Origin of the sequence: Sulfurospirillum sp. 1612 (genome assembly GCF_036556685.1) — a bacterium.
Lineage (GTDB): Bacteria > Campylobacterota > Campylobacteria > Campylobacterales > Sulfurospirillaceae > JAADIZ01.
In genome coordinates this window covers 2296752-2322269 of record NZ_CP140614.1, presented here as the reverse complement: position 1 = coordinate 2322269, position 25518 = coordinate 2296752, and the positions used below count along the sequence as shown (strand labels likewise).

Here is a 25518-nt window from a genome sequence, read left to right as displayed (position 1 = left end):
TACTATTCTGGCGTTCTTTCGTTTGGTCCAAGATAGAGTTGTCGTGGTCGTGCAATTTTCATATCTGGTTGTTCTTTGAGTTCAATCCATTGCGCAATCCATCCTGGCGTTCTTCCGATGACGAAAATAACCGCAAACATCTCTTTTGGTATTTTGAGCGCTTCTAAAATAAGCCCGGAATAAAAATCTATATTCGGATATAAATTTCTTGATACAAAGTATTCATCACTGAGCGCAATTTGTTCTATTTTATTGGCTACGGCAATCAATTCTGAATCGATATCCAGCTCATCGACCAATTGGTCTCTGAGTTTTTTGAGTATTTTTGCTCTTGGATCAAAGTTTTTATACACTCTGTGACCAAAGCCCATCAATCTAAATGGGTCATTTTTGTCTTTTGCTTTTTTGATAAACTTCTCTACATTATCAATCGTACCAATCATCTCAAGTTGTCGGATAACCGATTCATTGGCTCCACCATGTGCGCGTCCCCAAAGCGCGCCGATACCCGCAGAAATCGCGGCATAAGGGTGAGCATGTGTCGAGGCAACCACACGGACCGCTGTGGTTGAAGCATTTTGTTCATGATCGGCATGTAGGGTAAAAATAGTATCCAGTGCTTCGACTTCAATCGGGCTCAGTTCGACATGATGATGTGGATATCCACGGAGCATGTAGAGGAAATTTTCCGTAAATCCTTTGTCAAGGTCTGGATAAATAACCGGTAAGCCATTGGAGTATCGATATGAAAATGCCGCGATAGTTGGAATTTTTGCGATAATTCGATGCGCCATTTCGATGACTTCTTCTGGTGTATCCATATCGAGAGAATCAAAATAAAATGTCGATAATGCCGCCACAGCAGAAGAGAGTATTGCCATAGGATGAGCATTATCTGGAAAGGCGTCAAACAATTTTTTCATACCCTCGTGAATAAAGGATCTTTTTTTAAGTTCATAGCTGAAGGCATCATATTGTTGTTTTGTCGGAAGGTCTTTGTGTAACAATAGATACGCTGCATCCAAATACGTTTTTTTATTGGCAAGATAGGAAATATCATAGCCTCGGTACATCAACTTACCTTTTGCCCCGTCAATATACGTAATGCGTGATCTACAACTTGCCGTCGAGGTAAAGCCGCGGTCAAATGTAAACATCCCCGTATCTTTGTAAAAATCAGATATATCCACAACGCTCTGACCAATAGTCGGTAACAAAATTGGGAAATCAAATTTTTTACCCGTTCTATTGTCTATGATAGTAACCGTATTGTTTGCCATAAATATCCTTTATAGTATTGTTGTTTTGTCTTGAAAAGATTATACCAAAAAAAATAAAATTAAAATAAAATTTGTATGATTATATTGTGGACTTAGGAGAACTTTAAAGTTCCCTCACTTTTAGTCTCTTTTTGTCTTCGTATGGTGTGGCTTGTTTTTTAGGCCAAAAGCCATGATGATTTTGATACTAAGCATCACCAAAATCACTTCGAAGATACTCGCAAGTACGAAGGATAAATATAGAAAATAGTTAATACTGTGAGAATTATATGCAATGGTTGCTACGGCGATTAAAAGGGTCAATGGCATCGAATGGGAGAGCCCAAAAAGGATGACTTCTTTGACGCTAAGCATCTTGATAAATACAAAAGAGGCGAGGATACGGGCGAATATCATGATGGCGGTAATCAACATAGCATTGGTGATGAGACCATCTGAGAGCAGGGCATCTAGCTTAAATGTCGAACCGATGTAGATGAAAAAGACCGGCACCAAAAAACCAAATCCAAAAGAGGAGAGTTTCTCAGGCAACTCTTTTTTGTGCTCAAAAAAGGTATTGATAAAGATACCGGCGATAAAGGCACCAAATGCTACTTCAAGATGTAAAAAGACCATAATCGCAATCAATAAAAAGAAGATGGCCATCGAGAGTCGGATGTCTTTTTCTTCTTTGTCAAAATGCGGCATCAAAAAGGTTTTAAGCTCCGGATACCACCAAAAAACGATGCGTAGACATTTGAAGAGTAAAAAGATACCCAGCAAAAAGAGTACGAGATATAAAATCGTTTTGTAAAGTTCGATACCAATACCATATTCTAATGCCGCTCCGGCAAATGTCAAAAGAGCAATACTCGTGAGCTCGCCCATCGTACCGACTACCATAGAGAGATTGAGCCAACGCGCATCTTTGCCATAGTCTTTGTGCAATGCCAATATCAGTCCCACTGAAATCATCGGCAATAAAATGATGAGGATTTTGTCTAAGTCAAAGTATAAGATACCCAAAAATGAAACAGCATAAAGCAGCACTAAATACAAAAACCCTTCTCTCATGATGGGGGCTTTTTTGTTATTAAAGAGTCGTAAATCGACCTCCATTCCCGCCATAAACATGAGATAAAAGAAGCCAACTTCGGCAATCAATTTAAAGAGATAATGGTCACTCAAAAATCCATAATATGCCCCAATCGTTCCCATCATGATCTCTATGGCAGGGGTGGGAATACGGAGCAGTTTGGAGAAAAAAGGAGAAATCGATAAAATCACCGAAATGGTGACGATGATGGCTATTTCATTCATGACAATAAGTAGCGATGGTGTATCCGGCTTCTTGTATCATGAGCTTGTCATGACTCGGGGTGTCACCGGCAGTGGTTAAATAGTCTCCTATGACTATCGCATCGGCACCCGCTTCAAAAATAGCTCCTGGATGTTTTGTGAAGGTAATCTCTCTTCCTCCGGCAATCATCAGTCTCGCCTGCGGGATTGCTGCTTTGACATAGCGAACCAGTGTGAGTGCGTGATCTTCGTCCATGGGTGTTGTCTTGATGGGCAGGGCAGGATTGGGATGAAAAAAATTCAAAGGGATGGTGAAGGGATCGAGTGATTTGATACTTTGCACAAAGGAGGCGCGATCCTCATCGCTCTCGCCCAAGCCAAAAATTCCTCCGCTTATAAGGTGTAATCCGGCTTCTTTGGCATGAAGACATGTCGCATAGCGCTCTTCCCAAGTATGTGTACTGCAGAGCGTGTTGTAAAAGTTTTTGGAACTCTCCAAATTGTGATTATAGAGTGTGATGCCCGCTTTTTTGAGCGTTTTGAGTTGTTCGAGTGAGGCCAGACCATTGCAGGCAATGAGGTTGAGCTCATCGCACTCTTTTTGGATGGCTTGCGCTGCTTCGCACACAAAAGAGAGTTTTGTATCATCCAGACCCTTGCCTGAGGTGACTAAGCAAAAGCCAATAGCACCGTTTGCTTTGGCTCTTTTGGCTTCTGCTACAATTGTTGGTATTTTTTTGTATTTATATCTTTGGATATCAGCATGATGTGCGAGACTTTGAGTGCAAAAGCCACAATCTTCCAGACAGCTTCCGCTGGATATATTGCTAATGGCACACAAAAATATCTCTTTAGGCATCGGCATCTTCTCTGTGTTTGCATTTGATGCATTCAAAAATCTGTTTTTTTCTCAGTTCGCGTGTCACCATCATGCCACCACATTCAGAACATTTGCGATTGGTGGGTTCGTAGTTGGAGATAAATTTACATTTTGGATAGTTGGCACAGCCAAAAAACTTCCCTCTTCTTGAGGTGCGCTCTACGATATCGCCACCACATTCGGGACATTTGACATCAATCGTTTTGAGAGGTTTTTTCTCGGTTTTACCGAGATTTCTGGTGTATTTACATTTTGGAAAATTATTACATGATATAAATTCACCAAAACGTCCTTTTCGCTTGACGAGTTCGCCGCCACATTCGGGACAAATTTCACCCGTTGGGATGACGACTTTTTGGCTTTTGATATTTTTCTTTCCCTCTTCAACGCGCTCGATAAAAGGACCATAAAATTCACTCAATGTTTGTTGCCAATCGGCAGAATCTTCTGCGATAAGATCAAGTTTTTCTTCCATTTCCGAAGTAAAAGAAGAATCCACAATACTCGGAAAATTTTTCTCTAGTAGTTCGATAACGGTAAAAGCAATCTCACTAGGAATAATCTGTTTTTTTTCTATTGTGATATAAGAGCGTGCGCTGAGTGTTGAGATAGTCGGTGCATAAGTAGAAGGTCTCCCAATGCCCAAAGATTCTAGCTTTTTGATTAAGCTGGCTTCTGAAAATCTGGCCGGCGGCTCGGTAAAATGTTGATTGGCATCGAGTTTGTCTAAACTGACTTCTTGACCTTGGGAGAGATCTGGTAAGAGTTTGTCTTTGTCGCTGGCGCCATAGACTCTATAAAACCCATCAAACAAGAGTTTGCGTCCACTGGCTTTAAATTTACCACTTTCGCTGGCGAAGATGAGCGTTTGGGATTCAAACAAGGCATCATTCATCTGAGAGGCAAGAAAACGATTGTAAATCAAAGTGTAGAGTTTGAGTTGATCAGGCTCTAAATAGGTTTTGGCAAGCTCAGGCGTGAAATCCAATACCGTCGGGCGGATTGCCTCATGCGCCTCTTGCGCGCCTTTGCTACTTGATTTATAATAATTTGGTTTTTTAGGGAGATATTTTTCTCCAAATTGCTCTAGGATTTGATGGCGTGCTTCCTCAATCGCTTCTTTGGCAATATTAAGAGAATCGGTTCGCATATAGGTGATGACCCCCATCGTCCCTTTGTGGGTTTTGACCCCTTCGTAGAGATTTTGTGCTAGCATCATGGTTTTTTTCGGAGAAAATCCGAGCATGCTGGAAGCATTTTGTTGGAGTGTTGAGGTCATAAACGGGGGATTGGTTCTGCTTTTGCGCTCTTTTCGCTCGATTTTTCCTACGGTATACGTTTCATTTTTTAACCGTGATACGATTTCATTCGCGCGGTCTTTCATCGATATGGTCATTTTCTCTATTTTTTGTCCGTCAAATTCCACAAGAAGGGATTCGATATTTTTATTAAAGAGGGCATCGATACTCCAAAACTCTTGCGGTTTAAAGGCACGAATCTCTTTCTCACGATCGACGATGATTTTCAAACTCGAAGATTGCACCCTTCCAGCACTAAGCCCCTTTTGGATTTTGGAAGCCAATAACGGTGAGAGTTTGTATCCGACGATGCGATCGAGTAATCTTCGGGTTTGTTGCGCATTGATACTCGAAAAATCTAGTGTACGAGGATTTTCTAGGGCATGCGTGATGGCATTTTGCGTGATTTCATGAAAGACGATGCGGGGAAGTTCTTCGGGTTTTTTGCCAATTGCTGTGGCGATGTGAAATCCTATGGCTTCTCCCTCACGATCCTCATCGGTTGCGATATAGATGGTTTCTGCATTTTTGGCTAAAGCCTTGATTTCCTTGACAATAGCGGAGTGATCTTTGGGGGTGCGATACTCTGGCGTAAAGGTATTGTCCTCGATTTTGATACCGAAACTACTCTTGGGAAGGTCTCTGACATGTCCTTTTGATGCGATGACAGCGTAATCTTTGCCTAAGAAATTCTTGATGGTTTTTGCTTTTGTTGGTGATTCTACTATGATTAAATTTTTCATTCTCTACCTATATATGTCTAAAACTTTTCTGTGATTGTACCAGAAAAAAAGAAATTTTTGATAATTTTAAGTATAAACTTTTTTTTTATGCTGTCGATTTTGTTTGTATCAATGGCAAGGAAGCTACTGAAAATTTAAGATAAAAGGATTTATCATGGGATTTAGAATTAACACAAACGTTGCGGCGATGACCGCTCACATGTATGCGACACAAAACAACTTGGGATTGGACAAATCTCTTGCTAGTTTGAGTTCTGGTTTGAGAATCAACAAAGCAGCAGATGATGCCTCAGGTTTGGCGATTGCCAATCAATTGCAAGCACAAGCTAGTGGTTTGGGACAAGCGATTTCAAATGCTAATGATGGTATCAACTTGGTACAAACAGCCGATGGTGCATTGCAAGAATATGGCAATATTATTAACACCATCAGAACCAAAGCAATCCAAGCTGCAAGTGATGGTCAAAATACAGATTCAAGAGCAGCAATCCAAAGAGACGTTAACAAATTGCTAGAAGAAGCTCAAAATATTGCTACGACTACTTCTTTTAATGGTCAAAATCTTTTGGATGGGACTTTTACAAACAAAAGTTTTCAAATTGGTGCTTATGCGAATCAAACCGTTGGTATTAGTATTTCAAACGCTCAAACTAGCTCTATTGGTGCCTATGCTTCTGTTGATAGTACCGCTACCACAGCAGGTGTAGCATTGAGTGCTACTTTTGCTATCAATGGTGTTTTGACTGGTGCGAGTGTTGCAGATAATGCTTCTGGAGCCAATACTACGGCGCACTCAGCTAACTCTGCGTGGGCAAAAGCAGTTCAAATCAACTCTATTACTGATGCCACAGGGGTTAAAGCGACTGCTGAAACTACAGTAACGGGAACTGCCGCTGTGACTGCTGGCACTATAGCTGCTGGAGATCTTACTATTAATGGTGTTGATATTGGTGCCGTTACAGTTTCTAGCAATGATTCTGATGGGTCATTGACAAATGCTATCAATGCCGTGTCTAATCAAACGGGTGTTGTTGCGACTCTTGATGCGGGTAAATTAGTATTAACAGCCAATGATGGTAGTGATATTACATTAGGTGGTGCTAATAGTACGGATGCCGTAACCCATACAGGGGATAACTCTGCAACTATTACCAACACAGGTGTGGTTTCTTTGACATCGGCTAATGCCATTACGGTGACTGCTGCTGGTACAGATTTAGGGTTCACATCAGGAACTACTAGTGCTACAAACGCTATCAATACAGCAGATGTTAGTACGAGTGCAAAAGCACAAAAAACTATTCTTGGTATGAGTTATGCGTTAACTGATATTGATACGATTAGATCTCAATTGGGTTCTGTTCAAAATCAATTGCAATCAACTGTGAGCAATATCTCTGTTACCCAAGTGAATGTAACCGCAGCACAATCTGCAATTATGGATGTTGACTTCGCAGAAGAATCAGCAACTTTCTCAAAACATAACATTTTGGCACAATCAGGAAGTTATGCGATGAGTCAAGCCAACACCGTACAACAAAACGTTCTAAAATTACTTCAGTAATCTTAGATAAGTTTCTGTGAAAATGTTCTAAAACTTTTACAATAGTAAAAGTTGAAGACGCGACACAGTCGCTCACTTTATGCCATAGAGGGCTTTATCTCTCTCTATGGCATCTCTTCTTGAAAATCTTTCCCTATCCGTGATATAATGTGTGTATGATCCCATCATGATATGAGGAATGAGAATTGAAAATAATCTTTTTTTTAGTGGTATTGGCATATCTTGGCGCTGTGGCGTATCTGTATTTTTTCCAAAACAGACTGCTTTTTAATACCCGAGCCATAGATAAAAACCCTCCCTTTCACCTGCCCAATACAAAAGAGCTCTCTCTCAAAATAGATCATGATGTTATTTTGGATGGAATCTATCGATACGCCAACCAAAAGGATGCTCCTTTGATTATCTATTTTGGTGGTAATGCGGATGATGCGACACGGATTTTGCTTCATGTCCAACATTTGCGTGATTTTGATTGGCTTGCTTTTAATTATCGCGGGTATCTAAAAAGTAGTGGTAAGCCCAGTGAAAAAAATCTTTTTAGCGATGCTTTGAAGATTTATGATACATATGGCGCAGATAAAAAAGTGATTCTTATCGGTAGAAGTTTAGGTACAGGTGTTGCAACCTATCTTGCTAGCCAAAGAAAGGTGAGTGGATTGGTACTCATCACCCCGTATGATTCTATTGCGTCCATTGCCAAAGAGAACTATCCTATCTTTCCTATTGGATTGCTGTTAAAAAACAAGTTTGAATCGACAAAATATATGGCGCATGTGAAAAATCCCGTGGCCCTCATCGAAGTCGCGGGGGATACGATGATTACGCACCAACATTTTGTCAAACTCAAAGAAAGCGTCCCCAATCTCTCTTCTAACATCACGCTTGAGGGGAGTACGCATGCAGATGTTTTGGAAAACAAAGATTTTGAAAAGACGCTCAAAGAAGTGATTCATAAGATGCACTAAGCATCTTATTTTAGGATTCTAGGGAGCGTGATGCCCTCTTGTCCTTGGTATTTGCCTTTTTTGTCTTTATAGGTGGTTTGACACTGTTCATCCCCTTCTAAAAACAAGACCTGCGCGATGCCTTCATTGGCATAGATTTTAGCAGGAAGTGGCGTAGTGTTGGAAATCTCTATCGTGATGTGGCCTTCAAATTCTGGCTCAAAAGGTGTCACATTGACGATAATACCACATCTGGCATAAGTGCTTTTGCCCAGACAAATGGCCAAGACATTTTTGGGAATTTTGAAGTATTCCACCGTGCGTGCTAGAGCAAAAGAGTTTGGAGGTACGATGCATACATCGCCCTTAAAATCAACGATATTTTTTTCATTAAAATCTTTTGGATCTACCACAGTGGAGCTGACATTGGTGAAGATTTTAAACTCATCTCCTACCCGAATATCGTATCCATAACTGCTGACACCATAGCTTACTACGTCGGTTCCGACTTGATTTTCGCAAAACGGACTTATCATGTTTTCTTTTATTGATTTCTCTCTTATCCAGTGATCAGACTTCAATCCCATATACTATTCCTTAAGTGCTTATAATTAAATATATGTTATTATAGCAAAATTTATACGAGTGCATTGGCACATGATTACTAAACTCAGGAGAAATTGATGAATAAAACAGAAATTAGAGAATTAATGCGTTTTTTTGACAAAAGCAATATCACAAAAGTAAAAATTAAAGATGGTGAATTTTCAATCGAACTCCAAAAAGGATTTGATAGTGACCTTTTACCCAAAAGTACCGTAGTCGCACAGCCCGCTGCGGTAACTCCAAGTGTCGAAAGTGCACCAGTTGAGAGTGCACCAGCGGCCGCGCCTAGCAAAGCGGCTGCAGAAAGTGGCGACTCTATCAAGTCACCGATGGTTGGTACTTTTTACGTCGCACCAAGTCCCGGAAGTGAACCTTTTGCCAAAGTAGGATCGATTATCCAAAAAGGAGAACCGGTTGCAGTGATTGAGGCGATGAAGATCATGAATGAGCTAGAAGCAGAATTCACCTGTAAGATTTTGGAGGTTCTAGTAGAAGATGGTACGCCTGTAGAGTATGGCATGCCATTATTTATAGTGGAGAAAGTTTAATGGCCAAAATAGAAAAAATTCTAGTAGCCAATCGGGGTGAGATTGCCCTGCGTGCTATTAGGACGATCAAGGAGATGGGGAAGAAAGCCATAGCGGTTTATTCAACAGCAGATAAAGATGCACTCTATTTACAATATGCAGATGCGAGCATTTGTATCGGAGGGCCAAAATCCGCCGACAGTTATCTCAATGTTCCTGCCATCATCAGTGCGGCAGAGATTAGTGGCTGTGATGCGATTTTTCCAGGATATGGATTTTTGAGTGAAAATCAAGATTTTGTGGAAATTTGTGGACTTCATGGCATCAAATTTATCGGACCATCGGTGGATTCTATGGTGTTGATGAGCGACAAATCAAAAGCAAAAGAAGTCATGAAAAAAGCCGGAGTACCAGTCATAGAAGGAAGTGATGGCGCACTTAGTAGTATTGCTGAGGCGCGAGAATTAGCCAAAAAGATTGGCTATCCCGTGATTGTCAAAGCCAGTGCCGGTGGCGGGGGTCGTGGTATGCGTGTTGTTGAAAAAGAGCAAGACCTTGAAGTCTCTTACCTTTCTGCTGAGAGCGAAGCGTTGAGTGCGTTTGGCGATGGCACATTATATATGGAAAAATTCATCAAAAATCCACGACATATTGAAGTGCAAGTGATGGGCGATTCTCATGGCAATGCGATTCACATCGGTGAGCGTGATTGTTCACTACAACGTCGTCATCAAAAGCTGATAGAAGAATCTCCTGCGGTGATACTCGATGCGACAACAAGGGCAAATCTTCATGAGGTTGCCATCAAAGCGGTTAAATTTATCGGCTATGAAAATGCCGGAACCTTTGAGTTCCTCCTAGACAGTGATAAAAACTTTTATTTTATGGAGATGAATACGCGTCTTCAGGTCGAACATTGTGTGAGTGAGATGGTCAGTGGTGTTGATATCATCGAGTGGATGATACGCGTGGCTGAGGGAGAAACGCTTCCTGAGCAAAAAGAGATTACGCTCAAAGGACACTCTATTGAGTGTCGTATCACAGCAGAAGATCCGGTAAAATTTATACCAAGTCCGGGCAAAGTCACCAAATATATCGCTCCGGGTGGACGCAATGTTCGCATTGATTCTCATCTCTATCAAAACTATGTGATTCCTTCTCATTATGATTCGATGATTGGCAAATTGATTGTGTGGGGTGAAGACCGAGAGCGTGCTATCGCTAAGATGCACGAAGCATTAGCAGAACTTCAAATCGAAGGGGTTGCGACCGTACGAGATTTTCATATCAAGATGATGGAAAATCCAGATTTTGTGAGTAATCAATTCGATACTAATTATTTATCTAAATATTAATAAAGCTTGCCTCTAAGAAGAGGCAAGTGCTCAAGTGGAGCATTTTTTGCTGAAGATGCAAAGGGGACAAAAATTTGTCAACCCTGCAATAAGAGGCACGATGCCAAGATAGAACCACGCATTGTTGAGGTACACTCCTACCCCAATGAGAACAATACCCAATATGATTCTAAATACACGGCAAAATCTTCTAATTTTATCAAATGTATTCATCGATATTTTCCTTTCTTTTTTTTTAAGAATTTGGTCTTCTGAGTACTTTTATCGTAGCCACAGATTTCAACTTATCAAAATAGTCATTGATGGTTGCTTTATCTTGCTGTGATGAGAGTACCGAATAGATATAATTTTTGGCTTCATCAAAAGGGACCGGTTTGACACCATGTTTCGCTTTTACATAAAACATCGTATAGGTGTTGCCGGTTTGAAACACTTGTGTGAAAGCATTCGTCTTTGTTGCATTGAGAAGGCCTTCTAATTTTGAGTCCATTGTGCCTGATTTAAAGGTGAGATCTTTGGCGGTGACATCTTGTAAATTTTGCATCGGATTTTTTTGGATGGCCTCAAGAGAAGCGTTATGGGCACTAGTATAAGCAACAACATCAAAGCTGTCGGTCGTCACAAATTGTGATTTATTTTTGGCATAATAGTCTTGGAGGTCTTTCATACTAATCTTTATGGCTTTGGTATGAATGATTCTTTTATAGAGTTTCTCTTGTTCTAGTTTTTTGCGAAGGTCGTTTTTGTAGTCGGCTTCATCGATGTTTTTAGAACGTAGCATTTCATAAAATTGAAATTCAGAGACACCGTTTTTAGTCGCAAGATTTTTGACATATGCATTAATCTCAAAATCAGAGACGGTAATGCCAAGCTTTTTGATTTGTGCTTCTTCGAGTTTTTTTCGGATGAGAAGATCTAGTGAGTCCCTCGTTGAGACTTTAAACTGATGGGCATATTTATAGACTTCATATAGCGTGATGGGTTGATTATTGACGATAACAGAGATGGCATCGACTAAACCGGCAAATGAAACTGATGATATGAGCGCAACTGAGATGAAGATTTTAGATAAATATTGCATAGATATTTTCACTAATTGTCCTTTGTTAAGTAATGTTAAGTAAAAAGCTTATATAATTTTTTACATGATAACTTATAATGATAACATTATTTTGAGTAAATTAAATTTAAAAATAGTTTAATTAATCCTTTAAAAGATAAGCAATCATTATCCGTTACGTTTTGTACATTATTTTTACATGTTAAGGTTTATATATGACAATCACTCGCTTTGCACCAAGCCCAACAGGGTATCTTCATATTGGTGGACTTAGAACTGCTCTTTACTGCTATCTCGTCTCAAAAAATAAAAACGGAAAATTTTTACTTCGTATCGAGGATACGGATCTTGCCAGAAACTCAAAAGAGGCCGCCGCGGCTATTGAAGAGGCTTTTGAATGGACGGGTCTCTCTTATGATGGGGAGGTAGTGTACCAATCCAATCGATTTGACCTTTACAAATCCTACGTTCAAAAACTTCTTGATGAGGGCAAAGCGTATCGATGCTATATGAGCAAAGAAGAGCTTGACGCCATGCGTGCTGAACAAACCGCAGCAAAACAACGACCGCATTATGATGGAAGATATCGTGATTTTACCGGAGAACCGCCTGCTGGAGTCGAACCGGTTATCCGCATCAAAGCACCGCGTGAGGGTGAAATCTCTTTTGTTGATGGGGTTAAAGGTGAAGTGCATTTTAATGTGAGCGATATGTTGGATGATTTTATCATCGCGCGTAGTGATGGTACGCCGACTTATAATTTTGTGGTGACGATTGATGATGCTCTGATGGAAATCACCGATGTGATTCGTGGTGATGATCATCTCTCAAATACGCCCAAACAAATCGTGATTTATAATGCCCTTGGTTTTAAAATCCCAAAATTCTATCATGTTCCGATGATTTTAAATCATCAAGGCAAAAAACTCTCCAAACGAGATGGTGCGCTGGATGTTATGGAATACAAAAGAGCGGGGTACTTGCCAGAAGCACTGCTGAACTTCCTCGTACGACTAGGATGGAGTCATGGTGATCAAGAAATCTTTAGTCTTGAAGAGATGATTCAGTTTTTTGACCCCAATCATATCAATAAATCAGCCTCTGCCTTTAATGAAGAAAAACTCGTCTGGATTAATGCTCAATATATCAAACAACTCGATGCTGATCGACTGATAAAAGAATTGGAATATTTTAATCTCTCCCTCGCCGATCATCCCAAAGCGCATGAGTTGATTGATTTGCTTAGAGATCGGGCAAAAACATTAGTAGAGTTGGCAGATATGGCCAGAGCCATCATCAACGCACCAACGGATTATGATGCAAAAGCGTACAAAAAGTTTATAAAAGGTGATGCCTTGGAAAATTTGAAGGCATTCAAACAAACGTTAGAAGCCCATGAGTCCTGCTCAAGTGCTGAAGCGTTTGAAGTTTTGGCAAAACAATTTTTAGAAGAGAAAGGGTTGAAATTAAAAGATCTCGCCCAACCTCTAAGAATTGCTATGGTGGGGGGAGCGGTGAGTCCTTCGGTGTTTGGAGTTTTAAGCATCATAGGACATCAAAATGTGATAGCTCGGATCGAGCGATTATTAAATCATAAAGGAAAAAACGATGAGTAAAGACAATAAAGTAACCAAAGAGGAATCTTTAGCATATCATATTGGAGGGAAAATCGGTATTGATCTCAAGACTCCTTGTACGACAGCGCGTGAATTGTCTATGGCTTATACGCCAGGGGTTGCTTTCCCATGTTTAGAAATCGCAGAAGATGAAGAATTGGCATACAAATATACTAATAAATCAAATTTAGTAGGGGTTATTAGTGATTGTACGGCAGTTTTGGGTTTGGGAGATCTTGGTGCCATGGGCGGTAAGCCCGTCATGGAAGGCAAATCAGTACTGTTTAAAAAATTCGCTGATGTGGATGCCTTTGACATCGAATTAGACGAAAAAGAGACCCAAAAAATCATCGATATTTGTATCGCACTCGCTCCGACATTTGGCGGTATCAACTTAGAAGATATTAAAGCTCCAAAATGTTTTGAAATTGAAGAAAAAGTCCAAGCTGCGGTCAATATCCCTGTGATGCATGATGACCAACACGGTACGGCGATGATTACGAGTGCCGGGATTATCAATGCGCTTGAAATCAGTGGCAAAAAAATCGAAGAGATGAAAATCGTCGTCTCAGGTGCTGGTGCTGCAGGAATCGCATGTGCTAAGATGTACCGACTTTTGGGTGCCAAACATATTGTCATGCTTGATTCAAGAGGCGTAATTCACAGTGGACGTGCGGATTTGAATAAATACAAAGAAGAGTTTGCGCTTGAAACTCCTGATCGTACCATCGCCGATGCTATGAAGGGTGCTGATATGTTCTTAGGACTCTCCGCTCCTGGAATCTTATCCAAGGAAATGGTCGCATCCATGAATCCGCATCCGATTATCTTTGCTTTGGCCAATCCGGTTCCTGAGATTACTCCTGAAGTCGTCAAAGAAGTGCGAGACGATGTCATGATGGGTACGGGACGAAGTGATTATCCTAATCAAGTCAATAATGTTCTAGGCTTTCCATTTATCTTCCGAGGAGCGCTTGATGTGCGCGCTACTAAAGTGACTGAAGGTATGAAAATGGCGGCGGCAAAAGCATTGGCTGCATTAGCAAAAGAGGAAGTCCCTCAATACGTCAAAGATGCTTATAATGGTAAAGACTTAGAATTTGGTTTGGAATACATCATTCCGACGCCATTTGATAAACGAGTACTCGTCTGGGTGAGTACTGCTGTGGCGCAAGCTGCTATCGAAGATGGTGTGGCTCGAGTCAAAGATTTTGATATTGATGCCTATAGAGCATCGCTTCAAGCCAAAATAGACGCAAAATAATTTTATCATGAGCAAACAGTATCTTGTTTGCTCATGATGCTTCATGATACTGCTGTAAATGTTGATGAAGTGCTAGGGATAGATTCACTTTATAAACTCACTTTAACGACAATTTTAGTAAACTACGCCCAATGAATCTTGGGCAAAAGATATCTTTAAAAATAGGATTAATATGCAAAACGTAACCGTAATCAAACACCCATTAATAGAGCACAAGCTCTCAATTTTAAGAGATGAAAAGACGGACCCTTTTCATTTTAGGCTTTTAGTTGATGAGATTTCTTATCTCATGCTTTTTGAGGCGACACGGGATTTACCCCTTCGTGATGTGAGTGTCAAAACACCCGTCGCAGTGGCACAAACCAAAAAATTAGACACCAAATTGATGATCTGTCCGATTTTGAGGGCGGCTTTGGGGATGTTGGATAGTGTCTTTAAACTAATTCCTGATGCAAGTGTAGGATTTTTGGGATTTCAACGCAATGAAAAAACACTAGAAGCAGAGTTCTTTTATGCTAAATTGCCAGTTGATCACAAAGAACGCACCGCTATCATCATCGATCCAATGTTTGCAACCGGAGGCACCGCGATTGATGCTGTGAATTTCCTAAAAGACAAAGGGGTAGAAGATATTCGATTCCTTGCACTCGTCTCTGCGCCAGAAGGATTGAAAAAATTCTCAAGTATTCACCCTGATGTGAAAGTTTATACCGCATGTATTGATGATGGATTGAATGAAAAAGGATACATCGTCCCAGGTCTGGGAGATGCAGGAGATCGTGTTTTTAATACCATAAACTAAAAAAAGGGGGGAATGATTTCCCCCTTATCTTTTAAACCGCACCCTGATCGATCATCGAATCGGCTACTTTTCTAAAGCCAGCGATATTCGCACCCATCATCAAGTTTCCTTCATCTCCGAATTCTTTAGACGTTTCATAAGAGAGATTAAAGATATTTTTCATGATAGAGTTCAATTTACTATCAACTTCAGCGAAAGACCACGTTGCCATGCTGGCATTTTGACTCATTTCAAGTTGACTGGTCGCAACACCACCGGCATTGGCCGCTTTAGCAGGACCGTACATGATTTTGTTTTCCATCATGTAGTGGATGGCCTCAGGTGTTGATGGCATGTTCGCACCTTCTGTGACTAAGATACAGCCATTTTTGTGTAAGTTTTTAATATCTGCAAAGTTGAGCTCATTTTGTGTTGCACTTGGGAATGCAATATCACATGGTACGCCCCAAACAGCATTGGTTCCTTCTGGATATTTACCGACTGGAATATAGACCGCATCTTTGTGGATTTGTGCATATTCATCTAATCCTTTACGCTCTACCTCTTTGATTAATTTCAATGTGTGTAAATCAATCCCTTTCTCATGATAAATCATCCCACGAGAATCACTACACGTCACCGGTTTAGCACCTAAGTCATAAAGTTTTTGAATTGTATAAATCGCCACATTACCAGAACCCGATACAGTTGCGACTTTGCCTTCTAGGGTATCACCGCGTTTTGCTAGGATGTTTTCTGCAAAATAGACAGAACCAAAACCGGTTGCTTCTGTTCGCGCCAGAGAACCTCCCCAGTTGAGTCCTTTTCCGGTGAGGATTCCCTCAAAATTTCCGGTGATTCTTTTATATTCACCAAACATATATCCAATTTCTCGACCTCCAACACCGATATCACCAGCAGGGACATCTTTGGTCTCGCCGATATGTTTTGACAATTCGGTCATGAAAGATTGACAAAATCTCATGATTTCACCTTCACTCTTACCTTTAGGGTCAAAGTTACTACCCCCTTTACCCCCACCGATAGGAAGTCCGGTTAGTGAATTTTTGAAGATTTGTTCGAAGCCTAGAAATTTGATAATACCAAGATTAACACTAGGATGAAAACGAAGACCGCCTTTGTATGGTCCGATTGCTGAGTTAAATTGAACACGATACCCGATGTTGGTTTGTATTTTACCTGCATCATCCATCCATACAACACGAAATAAGATCTGTCTCTCAGGGATAACGATTCTCTCTAAAATATTGTACTTGTCATATTTTGGTTCGGCTTGTAAGAGTGGCTCTAGGGTACTTAAGACTTCTTCAACCGCTTGGTAAAATTCAGCCTGACCTGGAGTGCTCTCCATCGTACTTTTCATGACTTTATGTATATATTTTTGAACTGACACTTATTTTTCCTTTCTTGTTTCGCACCCACCTGGTGCTTTATTTTTTAAAGCCTAGATTGCTACTTTTTTTTAGAAAAAGTTTCAATCCTCTCTCCTCTTTTTTGTTGATTTTATAACTGATTAGTTTTAGATATTCTTTTATTTCATGGGCACTGATTCCTCTTTTTTTTGAATAATCATTGAGTATGTATTGTGGAATTTTAATCTTTTGCTTGATAAAATTCTTTGAAAGCTTTTTGTAAATCCCATAGTGGCTATTGACACAAAGTACGGCAAATACAAAAGGCAGGTGATACTTCTTATTCCATTCCAATGCAAGATCCACATAAATATCTGGATTTTGGATGTATTTCCTAAGCGCATCATCTCCAATACTCACTTCTCCTTTTAATCCCAACACTTTGCATAAGGCATTTGATGTTGCTGATGCAGGATCATCTTTAGGACTTCCTTCTTCCACAAGAACACTCTTGACTCTTTTTTTAGCTACGATACCAACAGGCAATGTTTTGGCATTTTTTTTATTACTTTTTACGCTTGAAATAAATGCGGCATTCACTTGTCTTTTTTGAAATTTTGAGTTGATATAAGATGGAACCCCTTGCTTGAAGAACACGGTCTTTTTAAAGGAGTTTCCCATAGAAGATTTCTTGAGAAATATATGGAAAGGAAGAAGATTGATATAATCTATTTTGCCAAAAATCATAACACATCTCCATATTTTTGGAAAAATTATAACAACATCAAACTTAATGGAAACTCTAAGAAATTTTCTAGTTTGAGATTTATCTTTTCTTTAACTTTGGAGCTCATTTTTTTCGATATAATGTTACAAAATCTTACAAGCCAGCTTGAATTATCATGCTTGATATACACTATATAGGAGATCAAAAAATGGCAAAAATAGAATTTCTCGGCCCTATCAGTAAAGATAGTTTTGAGGCAGAGATACAAAATCTCAATGAACTCAAAGCAATGTTCAAAGATGACGAAACATTGCAAGAGTGGCTGAGTATTTGTGCGGTTGCGATTAATGACCAATTGGTCAGCTCGCTTGATGTGGCCGTAGGGCCTAACGATAAAATATCACTGCTTCCTCCAGTTTGCGGCGGGTAACACTCATGTTAGAACTCTATGATGGCTCCTTGCAAGTCGAAAAAATTTTAGCAAATTGGTATCAGGAAGTCAAAGATAAAAATTATGGTGCGTTTATCCCTTTTGTGGGGATTGTACGCGATGAAGACGGTATTGATGGTTTGAGTTTTGATATTTATGAGCCTATTTTGACACAATGGTTTGAATCGTGGCAAAAAAGAGTAGCCCCTGATAATGCAATCTTATTTATGGCACATTCACGGGGTGATGTTTTAAATCATACCAGCTCTTATATCTCCGCAGTTGTCTCCCCACAACGCAAAGCGGCACTTCGAATTATCAATGATTTTGTTGAGGATTTCAAAGCCAATGCCCCGATTTGGAAATATGATTTAGTAGGGGGAAAAAGAATTTATGCAAAAAGTAGAAGCCTTCCGCTCAATGGCGCGGGATTGCTTGCAGATACAAAGGAAAATGATGCTTGAAAAATATGATAAAACGCTTGAAGCTTTAGAACAATCTATTGACTTTATGTTAGGAGAAGAAAAACTCTTTTTGAGCGAAGCGTTGGGACGAATTTTGGCAGAAGATATTGTTGCGACATTTGATAATCCAGAGTTTGAAACCGCTTCTATGGATGGTTATGCGCTCAGAGCGGAGGATCAATCGCTCGGCACCTTGACCATCATCGATAATCTCCCCGCTGGAAGTTACAAGGGAAATCTTGTGACAAAGGGGACGTGTGTGAAAACATTCACGGGCTCTTTGATGAGTCAAGGGAGCGATACCTTGCTTCCTATCGAAAATGTTGAAGTGATTGATAATACTATCAAAATCATCACACCGGTTAAAGCGGGTTTTTCAGTACGACCGGTGGGAGAAAACTATAAAAAAGGCGAAGTATTAATCAAAAGAGGGACAAAAATTGGCTATGCGGAGATTGGTGTCATGGCAGAACTGGGATGGGTGCAAGTCTCCGTGTTTATTAAACCTCGTGTTGCGATTTTGGCGACAGGTAGTGAAATCCTAGATTTTGGTGAAGAAAAAGAAAATATCTCGCAAATTAGAAGTTCTAATCACGTGACGATAGAGGCTATCATGAGAGCGCAAGGGGCCTCGACTTCTCGATTGGAAATCGTTAAAGATGATAAAGAAAAGATTCAAAAAGTGATGCGAGATGCCCTCACGCACTCAGATGTTTTGATTACAACCGGAGGGGTGAGTGTTGGGGATTTTGACTTTGTCAAAGAGGTTTTAGGGGAGATGCAGATTGATTTCATCGTCAATAGTGCTTTTATCAAACCCGGGCGCCATATAAAAATCGTCAAAATTGGTAAGAAATATATCTTTTCATTGCCAGGATTTCCTTACAGTTCGTCTGTTGTTGCTTTTTTATATATCGTGCCATTTTTGCGCAAAATCACTGCGAGAGCGTTTTATGCTCCTAAGATGATGGCATATCTCCAAGAAGATTATGCAAAACGCTCCAAATACAAAGAGTTTACCGCTTGTAATATCGCATTTGAAGAAGGACGTGCTGTGGTAGATTTGAAGGGTAAAAAGATTGGCAGTAGCGCGATTTTGAACAATATGCTCAACCATGCGGCCTTATTATGTATTGATGAAGAGACCAAAGAGCTCAAAAAGGGTAGTTTGGTCGAAGTTGTTTTATTGGATCAAAACTTTTAAGACAAAAAATCTCTCATTTAATCACCGATTCAATCTCCTCATGCATTGAATCGGCTCCATTTTGCTCCATCATGATAGTTTTAACATAAAAATAACATTATTGACTCATTTTTATGAGCGGACAAACAAAAAATTATGAATAAAAAGTCTTTTTTTGAAGCGTTAGATTTTGAATTTTCAAAATAAATTTAACCTTTCAAATTTTACACCTCACCATACTGCGGATTATGATGCTAAAAAAATCAAATCCAAAAAATGAAAATTTTCATTTGATACCATGCTCACGAACGAATGTTATTTTTTAAATCATAGCTATATAATATTTTTTTATATAAAATTTTTTAGTTAGCCATGTTAACTAAAAGTAGCACTTATCTTTCTTATAAAAAATAAGTATAAAAAAAGCATCTTTTTGCCATTTTTGTAAAATAATATTTACCTAATTTTAACAAAATGGCAAAATTTTCAGCTCTGTTTAAACTTTTTGGGATTATCATTTTATCAGTGAATGGTTTTTCACTGATGAGTTTTGAGGTGAGGAGATGTATCAGGAACTACAATATTGTACCCCTGTTTTCCCCTCTTTTGTTGAGATAATCACGTCGTTTTTGCGATGAATTTAATAGTACAATGCAAAATTGTACAATTTTAAGGAGTCACTATGAAAAAGATTTTTTCATTTTTCGTTTTTGTTGCAATGGTAGTCATCCCTTCCTTTGCTATGAGTCTTCCGGCATCTCATGTCGTTTCTGCATCTTGGTTAAATGCTAATGCCAAAGATGTTGTTATTGTGGATTTGAGTCCTGCTAAAGTTTTTGTTAAGGGGCACATCCCCGGATCTGTCAATATGCCACTTCACAGAGATTTTTTTAAAGGGAAAATGGGGAGTGTCAAACATCTTATAGATACCCCACGAGAGATAGAAACCGTATTGAGCCATGCGGGTATTTCCAACAATAGTACTGTTGTTTTTGTCTCTCATGTAAAAAAAGCTACGGATTATGCGACCATGACACGCAGCCTCTGGACGGCTTGGGTTTATGGGTTGAAAACCACAGCGATTTTAGATGGTGGTATTGAAGCATGGGTCGCTCATGGCGGTAAACTCACCACTGCAAAAACCGTTGTCAAACCAGGACATTTCACAGCCAATCGTTATCTTCGAGCAGATATTGCCGGTATCGTCGATGTTGAAAGTGCTTTGGTCAATAAAAATGTCCAATTGGCAGATGCCCGAGAACCGGCTCATTTTCTAGGAAAAGATAAAGACAAAAGATTGTTGCGACACGGACATATTCCTGGCGCCAAGAGGGTGTCTCTGTACTTTTTTCAAAAAAAAGAGGGAAAATTGTTTAAGATGGTTAGCGCAGACCACGTAAAATCTGTCCTCAAAAAAACCGGCATAGCTTTAAATAAACCGATTATTGCCTATTGTAATACCGGTCACTTTGCATCTGCGGATTGGTTTGTGATGAAGTTCATCGCAGGAGCAAAACAGGTGCGCAACTTTGATGCGTCAATGTTTGGTTATTCTAGAACCAATCTTCCTTTGGTGAAGTAATTTTAGTATAGGAGTATGTATGAAAACGAGTGCCACTATGTTGCAAGATATCTCTTTAGAAGATTCTATAGCGGCACTATTTTTGTGCGCTGAAATTTTTGATTATCCTACCCCTCAAGCATGCGAAGATTTCAATACGATGTTCGCTCCCCTGTTTGGTTGTAAATTTGCGGAGCAAGATGACGTTGAAGCGGAGTATATTCGGATTTTTGCTATCAATTCGGTAACGTTGAAATGTGTTCCTTATGCTTCATGGTGGCTTGATGGCAAAATGTCAGGCGCGACACTCTCTAAAATTAATCAGTTTTATACACAGTGTGGTTATGAATTTGATTCGAAAAATATGAAAAGACCGGCAGATCATATTTCGTTCATGATACGATTTGTCGCAATTTTGTTAGAAGATGGAAAACAAGAAGAATTAAAAGAATTTATCGGTTTCTTGAGTTGGTTTGAAACATTTGTAAATTCTTTAAATGGAGCAACAAAGATGAGGATTTTCCCATTAGCTGGGGAAATCACTCTCAATATTATGCACGCTCTTAAGGAGAAAATATGAGCAATAATATAAGATTTGCACAAAAAAGACACGATAATGTGTGGTTGGTTTTATCACTCCTTGTTGCCGCAGTCGGTGTCTATGGCATGGTGCAAGTATTTTTATACGGACAAGAAGCATCGTATGGTGTGAGCAGAGAAGTCCCCTGGGGTATTTTGATTATCGGATACTCTTTTTTTGTTGGGATTACATTAGGAACCGCGGTAGTGGGCGCATTAGCGCACGTATTTAAGATTGAAGCATTCAATATCATGAGCAAAAAAGTAGCCCTAGTGTCACTCTCCTCTTTAATCGCGGCGTTTTTTATTATATTTTGGGATTTAGGCGGGCCATTTAAATTGCAAGTATTGCGATTGGTGGTCTATTTTACAGAATTCAAGATATCATCGCCGATTTGGTGGTTGGTCGTGCTGTATGCTTCTGAATTGCCATTTTTAGCGTTAGAAGTCTACTTTTTACTCAGCAAAAAAGCAAACTCAGCATTTTTTGCTTCACTCATCGGCTCTTTTTTAGGCTTGATTGCCTACGGTACTATGGCTTTGGTTTTTGATTCCAATGGCTCTAGACCGCTTTGGCATACGAGTTCTTTTGCTTTATTTTTTATCATCTCAGCAATCGCGGGCGGTTTTGCTGTCGTGTTGCTGATGATATTTCTAAGCAGGAGCACACAAAAATATCAAAATGGTATTAACGCCCTGAGTAAAGCACTCTTTTTCTTTTTATCGTTAATGTTGATTATTGACTTTTGGAATATCGTCATCAATTCGTATACCTCAGATACGGAATTGGGGGCGACAATGAAACTCTTTGTAAATGGCGGTGTTTTATCGCATAATTTTTACTATTATGAAGTCCTCATCGGTATGGTAATACCAATTATTCTTTTGGTACTCGGACGATTTAAAAGTGGATTTTTAGGCGCACTTGCTGGATTATTTGTCCTATTTGGTCTCTTTTTTGCCCGATATGATGCGGTCATCGGGGGACAACTGCTAGCACGACCTAGTAATGATGTTGGTTTGATACAATATTCCTATTCTGTGACCGCAACGGAATTGTCTCTTTTCATTTGTAGTATCGGAATCGTCGGCGTGGTCTATTTCTTGGGGGCAAAGTTTTTTAATTTAGAAGAGGAGGCACGCCATGAGTAGACACAACCTGACACGAAGAGGATTCTTAAAATTAGCCGGAGCCACCGGAGTGGCTGCTTCTGCTGGAATCACTGGGATACCTTCTCCGCTAAAAGCTGCCCAAAGTAATGATGCGAAGAGTGAAATGTTTTTACATTATGACAGAGGCGTGCAAAGCCCGAGCTTTTGTGAGATGTGTTTTTGGAATTGTGGACTCAATGTCTACACGCGAAATGGCAGAATTCACAAATTAGAGGGAAATCCTCTCAACCCCAACAGCAATGGCCACCTTTGTGCGAAAGGAAATTCTGGAATTGATTCCACTTATGATGCCGATCGCATCCAGCATCCGCTGATACGCGTGGGTAAAAGAGGAGAAGGCAAGTTTAAAAAAGTCAGCTGGGAAGAGGCGAGTCAATACGTTTTTGATAAACTAAGTCCACTGATGAAAAAATATGGACCTGAGACTTTGGCTACTTTTATGCATGGAACGGGTGAGCCTTATGTCCATGCCCTCACCAAAGCTCTGGGCAGTCCCAATATCGTGGTACCTGCGTATTCACAATGTTTGGGCAGTCGGGAGATGGCATGGATTTTAACATTTGGTACCGGAGTGAGTGGTCATGAGACCTATGATATGGCCAACACGAGACATATGATACTGTTTGGTAGAAACATGGCCGGAGCCCTTCAAGTGCGAGAAGCAGAAGATTTTGCAGAAGGATTAGCCCGGGGTGCGAAGCTTACCTATGTGGATCCAAGACTCTCTGAATCGTGTGTCAATGCGACTGATTGGTTGCAAATTAATCCGGGTACGGATTTGGCCTTGGCTCTAGGTTTTATTCATGTGATTATTAGAGACAATCTTGTCAATATGGATTTTGTCTCAAAATATTGCTATGGGTTTGACCAACTCTCAGCTCATGTGGCACAATATACTCCCGATTGGGCGAGTAATAAGTGTGGTATTGATGCTAAGACGATTGAGCGTATTGCTTGGGACTTTGCAAAATATGCACCCCACGTTGTTGCAGTTCCTCCAAGGAGAATGACCCGCTATGGCAATGATACCCAAACCGTGAGAGCCATCGCCATACTCAATGCCCTGATGGGGAATTGGGGTGTTCCAGGAGGACTTTGGGTGCGCTCTGGTGTACCGATTGATTTGCCCGAATATGAAGAACCAAAACAACCTACAACACGACGTGCCGATGGCGCAGGAAAAGGTGAAAAATATCCATTGGCACCACAAAATCTTGGTCGTACCAATGGGATGATTGAGGCGACTTTAACCCAAAAACCCTATCCCATCAAAGCATGGATGCTCTATGGCACCAATCCATTGTTTCACTCTAGTGCGGGTACCAATGATATTTATAAGGCCATTGAAAATTTAGATTTATTGATTGCTATTGATACACAATTTAGCGATACGGTGATGTATGCAGATGTCGTCTTTCCAGAATCTACTTACTTAGAACGGGATGATGCGCCTTTTGTACAAAAAGACAAAATACCATTTATCGCGCTGAGAGAAGCGGCTATCAAGCCCATTTATGATACCAAAGGGTGCTTTGATATTTGCAAGGGAATTGCTGAAAAATTCAAGATAGCCCATTGGTTTGAACACTCACCGACACAACAGATAGCAGACTTGTACAAGGCATTAAGTCCCGAACAAGCCAAAAAATTAAAAGATGATGGAGTCTTGCGATTTGAAGCGGTGGATCCTTATCCTCTGGCTAGTGGTGCGACACCAACCTTTCGCACTGCTACGGGAAAAGTACAACTTTATGTACCAAATCTGACAGATTTCTACCAAGAACATGGCGATGATTTTGCACCGATGCCTATCTATAAAGATCCTATTATGGCAGATTCAAAAGATACCTTTCGCTTGCTTTTTGGGAAAAGTCCAAGGCACACACATGCAAGAACACAAAACAATTGGTTGCTTTTAGAGTTGCAAGATGATAATCCGATTTGGATTCATCCAAAAGATGCAAAACGTTTGGGTTTTTCTGATGGACAGATGGTCTATATGGTCAACCCGAAAACCGGTGTCAAAGCAGAACATGCTGAGAAAATCAAAGTGACCAAACGCATCAAAGAAGGTGCTGTATTTATTCATCACGGTTTTGGTCATACTACAAAAGCGTGGAGCAGAGGATATGAAAAAGGCATCGGAGATAATTTCTTCGTGAGTGATGATATTGACCCTATCAGTGGAGCCGCTGCATTTAACAACGGTTTTGTAACATTAGTAAAGGCATAGTGATGAGTATAATCAATAAAAAAGGAAACAAAAACCAAAATCTTGCCATGGTTATCGTGGGAGATCGTTGTATCGGATGTGATGCGTGCTATGCAGCTTGTAAAACCGATTGGGATGTTCTTCCGGTAAAAGAAGCCTATCGTACCAAAGTCTGGGATATTGAAGGGGAAGATAATTTTGGAAATCCTACCATTCGATTTTTGCCGGTTTTATGTAATCATTGCGATAATCCACCTTGTGTGGATGTTTGTCCGACGGGAGCGAGCTTTAAGCGAGATGAAGATGGCATCGTTTTGGTAAATTCAGATATGTGTATTGGATGTAAAGCTTGTATGGTGGCCTGTCCGTATGATGCACGGTACTATGATGAGACAAAGGCATCGGTGGACAAATGTACCTTCTGTCTGCCACGACTCAACAATGGCTTAGAGCCAGCTTGTGTGGTGACGTGTGTCGGAGAATCGAGAAATTTTGGTGATTTGAATGATCCTGATAGTAATGTTGCCAAGATGATGAAAAATGCCACTTCGATTACCAGACTCAAAGAAGACAAAGGAACACTTCCAAATGTCTATTACATCACGATTAATTATTAAGGG

Annotated in this window: 24 protein-coding genes; 15 read left to right on the top strand and 9 right to left on the bottom strand. The window is 40.1% G+C overall.

What is annotated here, in order from left to right:
• Nucleotides 1-2: 2 nt before the first annotated feature.
• The 4 genes from SFB89_RS11650 to topA form a co-directional block, all read right to left on the bottom strand.
• Nucleotides 3-1280, bottom strand: a complete 1278-nt coding sequence (locus SFB89_RS11650) for a citrate synthase (RefSeq protein WP_331774862.1) — start codon at nt 1278-1280, stop codon at nt 3-5.
• A gap of 120 nt (nt 1281-1400) precedes the next feature.
• Nucleotides 1401-2579 carry a cation:proton antiporter gene (locus SFB89_RS11645; RefSeq protein ID WP_331774861.1) on the bottom strand — a complete coding sequence of 393 codons (1179 nt, stop codon included), beginning with the start codon at nt 2577-2579 and terminating at the stop codon, nt 1401-1403.
• Nucleotides 2572-3417 carry a biotin synthase gene (locus SFB89_RS11640; RefSeq protein WP_331774860.1) on the bottom strand — a complete coding sequence of 282 codons (846 nt, stop codon included), beginning with the start codon at nt 3415-3417 and terminating at the stop codon, nt 2572-2574. The genes SFB89_RS11645 and SFB89_RS11640 overlap by 8 nt, the downstream gene beginning before the upstream one ends.
• Nucleotides 3410-5479: a type I DNA topoisomerase gene (topA, locus tag SFB89_RS11635; protein ID WP_331774859.1), complete on the bottom strand. Its 2070-nt coding sequence runs from the start codon at nt 5477-5479 to the stop codon at nt 3410-3412. Before topA ends, SFB89_RS11640 begins: the two co-directional genes overlap by 8 nt.
• Before the next feature lie 154 nt (nt 5480-5633).
• On the opposite strand from topA, the gene SFB89_RS11630 reads away from it, so the two are divergent.
• Complete coding sequence (locus tag SFB89_RS11630; protein ID WP_331774858.1) at nt 5634-7043, top strand: flagellin N-terminal helical domain-containing protein; 1410 nt, start codon at nt 5634-5636, stop codon at nt 7041-7043.
• A gap of 185 nt (nt 7044-7228) precedes the next feature.
• Entirely contained in the window at nt 7229-8008 is a 780-nt protein-coding gene (locus tag SFB89_RS11625; protein WP_331774857.1) for an alpha/beta hydrolase, read from the top strand.
• Between the two features lie 5 nt (nt 8009-8013).
• On the opposite strand, the gene dcd is transcribed toward SFB89_RS11625, so the two are convergent.
• A complete protein-coding gene (gene dcd / locus SFB89_RS11620) occupies nt 8014-8574 on the bottom strand; it encodes a dCTP deaminase (protein WP_331774856.1) in 561 nt (186 codons plus the stop codon).
• Nucleotides 8575-8670: 96 nt separating this feature from the next.
• Between dcd and accB the strand changes: the two genes are divergently transcribed.
• On the top strand, nt 8671-9141 hold the full coding sequence (accB, locus tag SFB89_RS11615) for an acetyl-CoA carboxylase biotin carboxyl carrier protein (RefSeq protein ID WP_331774855.1): 471 nt from the start codon (nt 8671-8673) through the stop codon (nt 9139-9141).
• On the top strand, nt 9141-10475 hold the full coding sequence (locus tag SFB89_RS11610; RefSeq protein WP_331774854.1) for an acetyl-CoA carboxylase biotin carboxylase subunit: 1335 nt from the start codon (nt 9141-9143) through the stop codon (nt 10473-10475). The genes accB and SFB89_RS11610 overlap by 1 nt, the downstream gene beginning before the upstream one ends.
• 30 nt (nt 10476-10505) lie before the next feature.
• Here SFB89_RS11610 and SFB89_RS11605 read toward each other — a convergent pair whose 3' ends face one another.
• Together SFB89_RS11605 and SFB89_RS11600 are read right to left on the bottom strand one after the other, a co-directional pair.
• Complete coding sequence (locus SFB89_RS11605; protein ID WP_331774853.1) at nt 10506-10688, bottom strand: YgaP family membrane protein; 183 nt, start codon at nt 10686-10688, stop codon at nt 10506-10508.
• A 22-nt stretch (nt 10689-10710) separates the two neighbouring features.
• Nucleotides 10711-11568: a peptidyl-prolyl cis-trans isomerase gene (locus tag SFB89_RS11600; protein ID WP_331774852.1), complete on the bottom strand. Its 858-nt coding sequence runs from the start codon at nt 11566-11568 to the stop codon at nt 10711-10713.
• 182 nt (nt 11569-11750) lie between these two features.
• On the opposite strand from SFB89_RS11600, the gene gltX reads away from it, so the two are divergent.
• The 3 genes from gltX to upp all read left to right on the top strand — a co-directional run bounded on the left by gltX (nt 11751) and on the right by upp (nt 15217).
• Nucleotides 11751-13151 carry a glutamate--tRNA ligase gene (gene gltX / locus SFB89_RS11595; protein ID WP_331774851.1) on the top strand — a complete coding sequence of 467 codons (1401 nt, stop codon included), beginning with the start codon at nt 11751-11753 and terminating at the stop codon, nt 13149-13151.
• On the top strand, nt 13144-14415 hold the full coding sequence (locus tag SFB89_RS11590; RefSeq protein ID WP_331774850.1) for a malic enzyme-like NAD(P)-binding protein: 1272 nt from the start codon (nt 13144-13146) through the stop codon (nt 14413-14415). Before gltX ends, SFB89_RS11590 begins: the two co-directional genes overlap by 8 nt.
• A 172-nt stretch (nt 14416-14587) precedes the next feature.
• Nucleotides 14588-15217, top strand: coding sequence for a uracil phosphoribosyltransferase (gene upp / locus SFB89_RS11585; RefSeq protein ID WP_331774849.1), 630 nt, complete (start codon nt 14588-14590; stop codon nt 15215-15217).
• Between the two features lie 31 nt (nt 15218-15248).
• Here the strand turns inward: upp and gdhA are convergent, their stop codons facing one another.
• Together gdhA and SFB89_RS11575 are read right to left on the bottom strand one after the other, a co-directional pair.
• Nucleotides 15249-16610 carry an NADP-specific glutamate dehydrogenase gene (gene gdhA, locus SFB89_RS11580; RefSeq protein ID WP_443082172.1) on the bottom strand — a complete coding sequence of 454 codons (1362 nt, stop codon included), beginning with the start codon at nt 16608-16610 and terminating at the stop codon, nt 15249-15251.
• Nucleotides 16611-16647: 37 nt separating this feature from the next.
• Nucleotides 16648-17316 carry an MqnA/MqnD/SBP family protein gene (locus tag SFB89_RS11575; protein ID WP_331774848.1) on the bottom strand — a complete coding sequence of 223 codons (669 nt, stop codon included), beginning with the start codon at nt 17314-17316 and terminating at the stop codon, nt 16648-16650.
• 188 nt (nt 17317-17504) lie between these two features.
• Between SFB89_RS11575 and SFB89_RS11570 the strand changes: the two genes are divergently transcribed.
• The 8 genes from SFB89_RS11570 to SFB89_RS11535 all read left to right on the top strand — a co-directional run bounded on the left by SFB89_RS11570 (nt 17505) and on the right by SFB89_RS11535 (nt 25515).
• Entirely contained in the window at nt 17505-17726 is a 222-nt protein-coding gene (locus SFB89_RS11570) for a MoaD/ThiS family protein (protein WP_331774847.1), read from the top strand.
• Between the two features lie 5 nt (nt 17727-17731).
• Complete coding sequence (locus tag SFB89_RS11565) at nt 17732-18190, top strand: molybdopterin synthase catalytic subunit (protein WP_331774846.1); 459 nt, start codon at nt 17732-17734, stop codon at nt 18188-18190.
• Nucleotides 18183-19394 carry a molybdopterin molybdotransferase MoeA gene (locus SFB89_RS11560; RefSeq protein WP_331774845.1) on the top strand — a complete coding sequence of 404 codons (1212 nt, stop codon included), beginning with the start codon at nt 18183-18185 and terminating at the stop codon, nt 19392-19394. The genes SFB89_RS11565 and SFB89_RS11560 overlap by 8 nt, the downstream gene beginning before the upstream one ends.
• Before the next feature lie 661 nt (nt 19395-20055).
• Nucleotides 20056-20955 carry a sulfurtransferase gene (locus SFB89_RS11555; protein WP_331774844.1) on the top strand — a complete coding sequence of 300 codons (900 nt, stop codon included), beginning with the start codon at nt 20056-20058 and terminating at the stop codon, nt 20953-20955.
• A gap of 19 nt (nt 20956-20974) precedes the next feature.
• A complete protein-coding gene (locus tag SFB89_RS11550) occupies nt 20975-21514 on the top strand; it encodes a TorD/DmsD family molecular chaperone (RefSeq protein WP_331774843.1) in 540 nt (179 codons plus the stop codon).
• On the top strand, nt 21511-22665 hold the full coding sequence (gene nrfD / locus SFB89_RS11545) for an NrfD/PsrC family molybdoenzyme membrane anchor subunit (RefSeq protein ID WP_331774842.1): 1155 nt from the start codon (nt 21511-21513) through the stop codon (nt 22663-22665). Before SFB89_RS11550 ends, nrfD begins: the two co-directional genes overlap by 4 nt.
• Nucleotides 22658-24919 (top strand): molybdopterin-dependent oxidoreductase, encoded by a 2262-nt coding sequence (locus SFB89_RS11540; RefSeq protein ID WP_331774841.1) that lies wholly within the window; start codon nt 22658-22660, stop codon nt 24917-24919. Before nrfD ends, SFB89_RS11540 begins: the two co-directional genes overlap by 8 nt.
• Before the next feature lie 2 nt (nt 24920-24921).
• Nucleotides 24922-25515, top strand: a complete 594-nt coding sequence (locus tag SFB89_RS11535) for a 4Fe-4S dicluster domain-containing protein (RefSeq protein ID WP_331774840.1) — start codon at nt 24922-24924, stop codon at nt 25513-25515.
• Nucleotides 25516-25518: the final 3 nt, after the last annotated feature.

Excerpts from the sequence above, each read along its gene's own strand:
- SFB89_RS11650 (WP_331774862.1), bottom strand. The coding sequence starts at position 1,280 with ATGGCAAACAATACGGTTACTATCATAGACAATAGAACGGGTAAAAAA.
- SFB89_RS11645 (WP_331774861.1), bottom strand. The coding sequence starts at position 2,579 with ATGAATGAAATAGCCATCATCGTCACCATTTCGGTGATTTTATCGATT.
- SFB89_RS11640 (WP_331774860.1), bottom strand. The coding sequence starts at position 3,417 with ATGCCTAAAGAGATATTTTTGTGTGCCATTAGCAATATATCCAGCGGA.
- topA (WP_331774859.1), bottom strand. The coding sequence starts at position 5,479 with ATGAAAAATTTAATCATAGTAGAATCACCAACAAAAGCAAAAACCATC.
- SFB89_RS11630 (WP_331774858.1), top strand. The coding sequence starts at position 5,634 with ATGGGATTTAGAATTAACACAAACGTTGCGGCGATGACCGCTCACATG.
- dcd (WP_331774856.1), bottom strand. The coding sequence starts at position 8,574 with ATGGGATTGAAGTCTGATCACTGGATAAGAGAGAAATCAATAAAAGAA.
- accB (WP_331774855.1), top strand. The coding sequence starts at position 8,671 with ATGAATAAAACAGAAATTAGAGAATTAATGCGTTTTTTTGACAAAAGC.
- SFB89_RS11610 (WP_331774854.1), top strand. The coding sequence starts at position 9,141 with ATGGCCAAAATAGAAAAAATTCTAGTAGCCAATCGGGGTGAGATTGCC.
- SFB89_RS11605 (WP_331774853.1), bottom strand. The coding sequence starts at position 10,688 with ATGAATACATTTGATAAAATTAGAAGATTTTGCCGTGTATTTAGAATC.
- gltX (WP_331774851.1), top strand. The coding sequence starts at position 11,751 with ATGACAATCACTCGCTTTGCACCAAGCCCAACAGGGTATCTTCATATT.
- SFB89_RS11590 (WP_331774850.1), top strand. The coding sequence starts at position 13,144 with ATGAGTAAAGACAATAAAGTAACCAAAGAGGAATCTTTAGCATATCAT.
- upp (WP_331774849.1), top strand. The coding sequence starts at position 14,588 with ATGCAAAACGTAACCGTAATCAAACACCCATTAATAGAGCACAAGCTC.
- SFB89_RS11575 (WP_331774848.1), bottom strand. The coding sequence starts at position 17,316 with ATGATTTTTGGCAAAATAGATTATATCAATCTTCTTCCTTTCCATATA.
- SFB89_RS11570 (WP_331774847.1), top strand. The coding sequence starts at position 17,505 with ATGGCAAAAATAGAATTTCTCGGCCCTATCAGTAAAGATAGTTTTGAG.
- SFB89_RS11565 (WP_331774846.1), top strand. The coding sequence starts at position 17,732 with ATGTTAGAACTCTATGATGGCTCCTTGCAAGTCGAAAAAATTTTAGCA.
- SFB89_RS11560 (WP_331774845.1), top strand. The coding sequence starts at position 18,183 with ATGCTTGAAAAATATGATAAAACGCTTGAAGCTTTAGAACAATCTATT.
- SFB89_RS11555 (WP_331774844.1), top strand. The coding sequence starts at position 20,056 with ATGAAAAAGATTTTTTCATTTTTCGTTTTTGTTGCAATGGTAGTCATC.
- SFB89_RS11550 (WP_331774843.1), top strand. The coding sequence starts at position 20,975 with ATGAAAACGAGTGCCACTATGTTGCAAGATATCTCTTTAGAAGATTCT.
- nrfD (WP_331774842.1), top strand. The coding sequence starts at position 21,511 with ATGAGCAATAATATAAGATTTGCACAAAAAAGACACGATAATGTGTGG.
- SFB89_RS11540 (WP_331774841.1), top strand. The coding sequence starts at position 22,658 with ATGAGTAGACACAACCTGACACGAAGAGGATTCTTAAAATTAGCCGGA.
- SFB89_RS11535 (WP_331774840.1), top strand. The coding sequence starts at position 24,922 with ATGAGTATAATCAATAAAAAAGGAAACAAAAACCAAAATCTTGCCATG.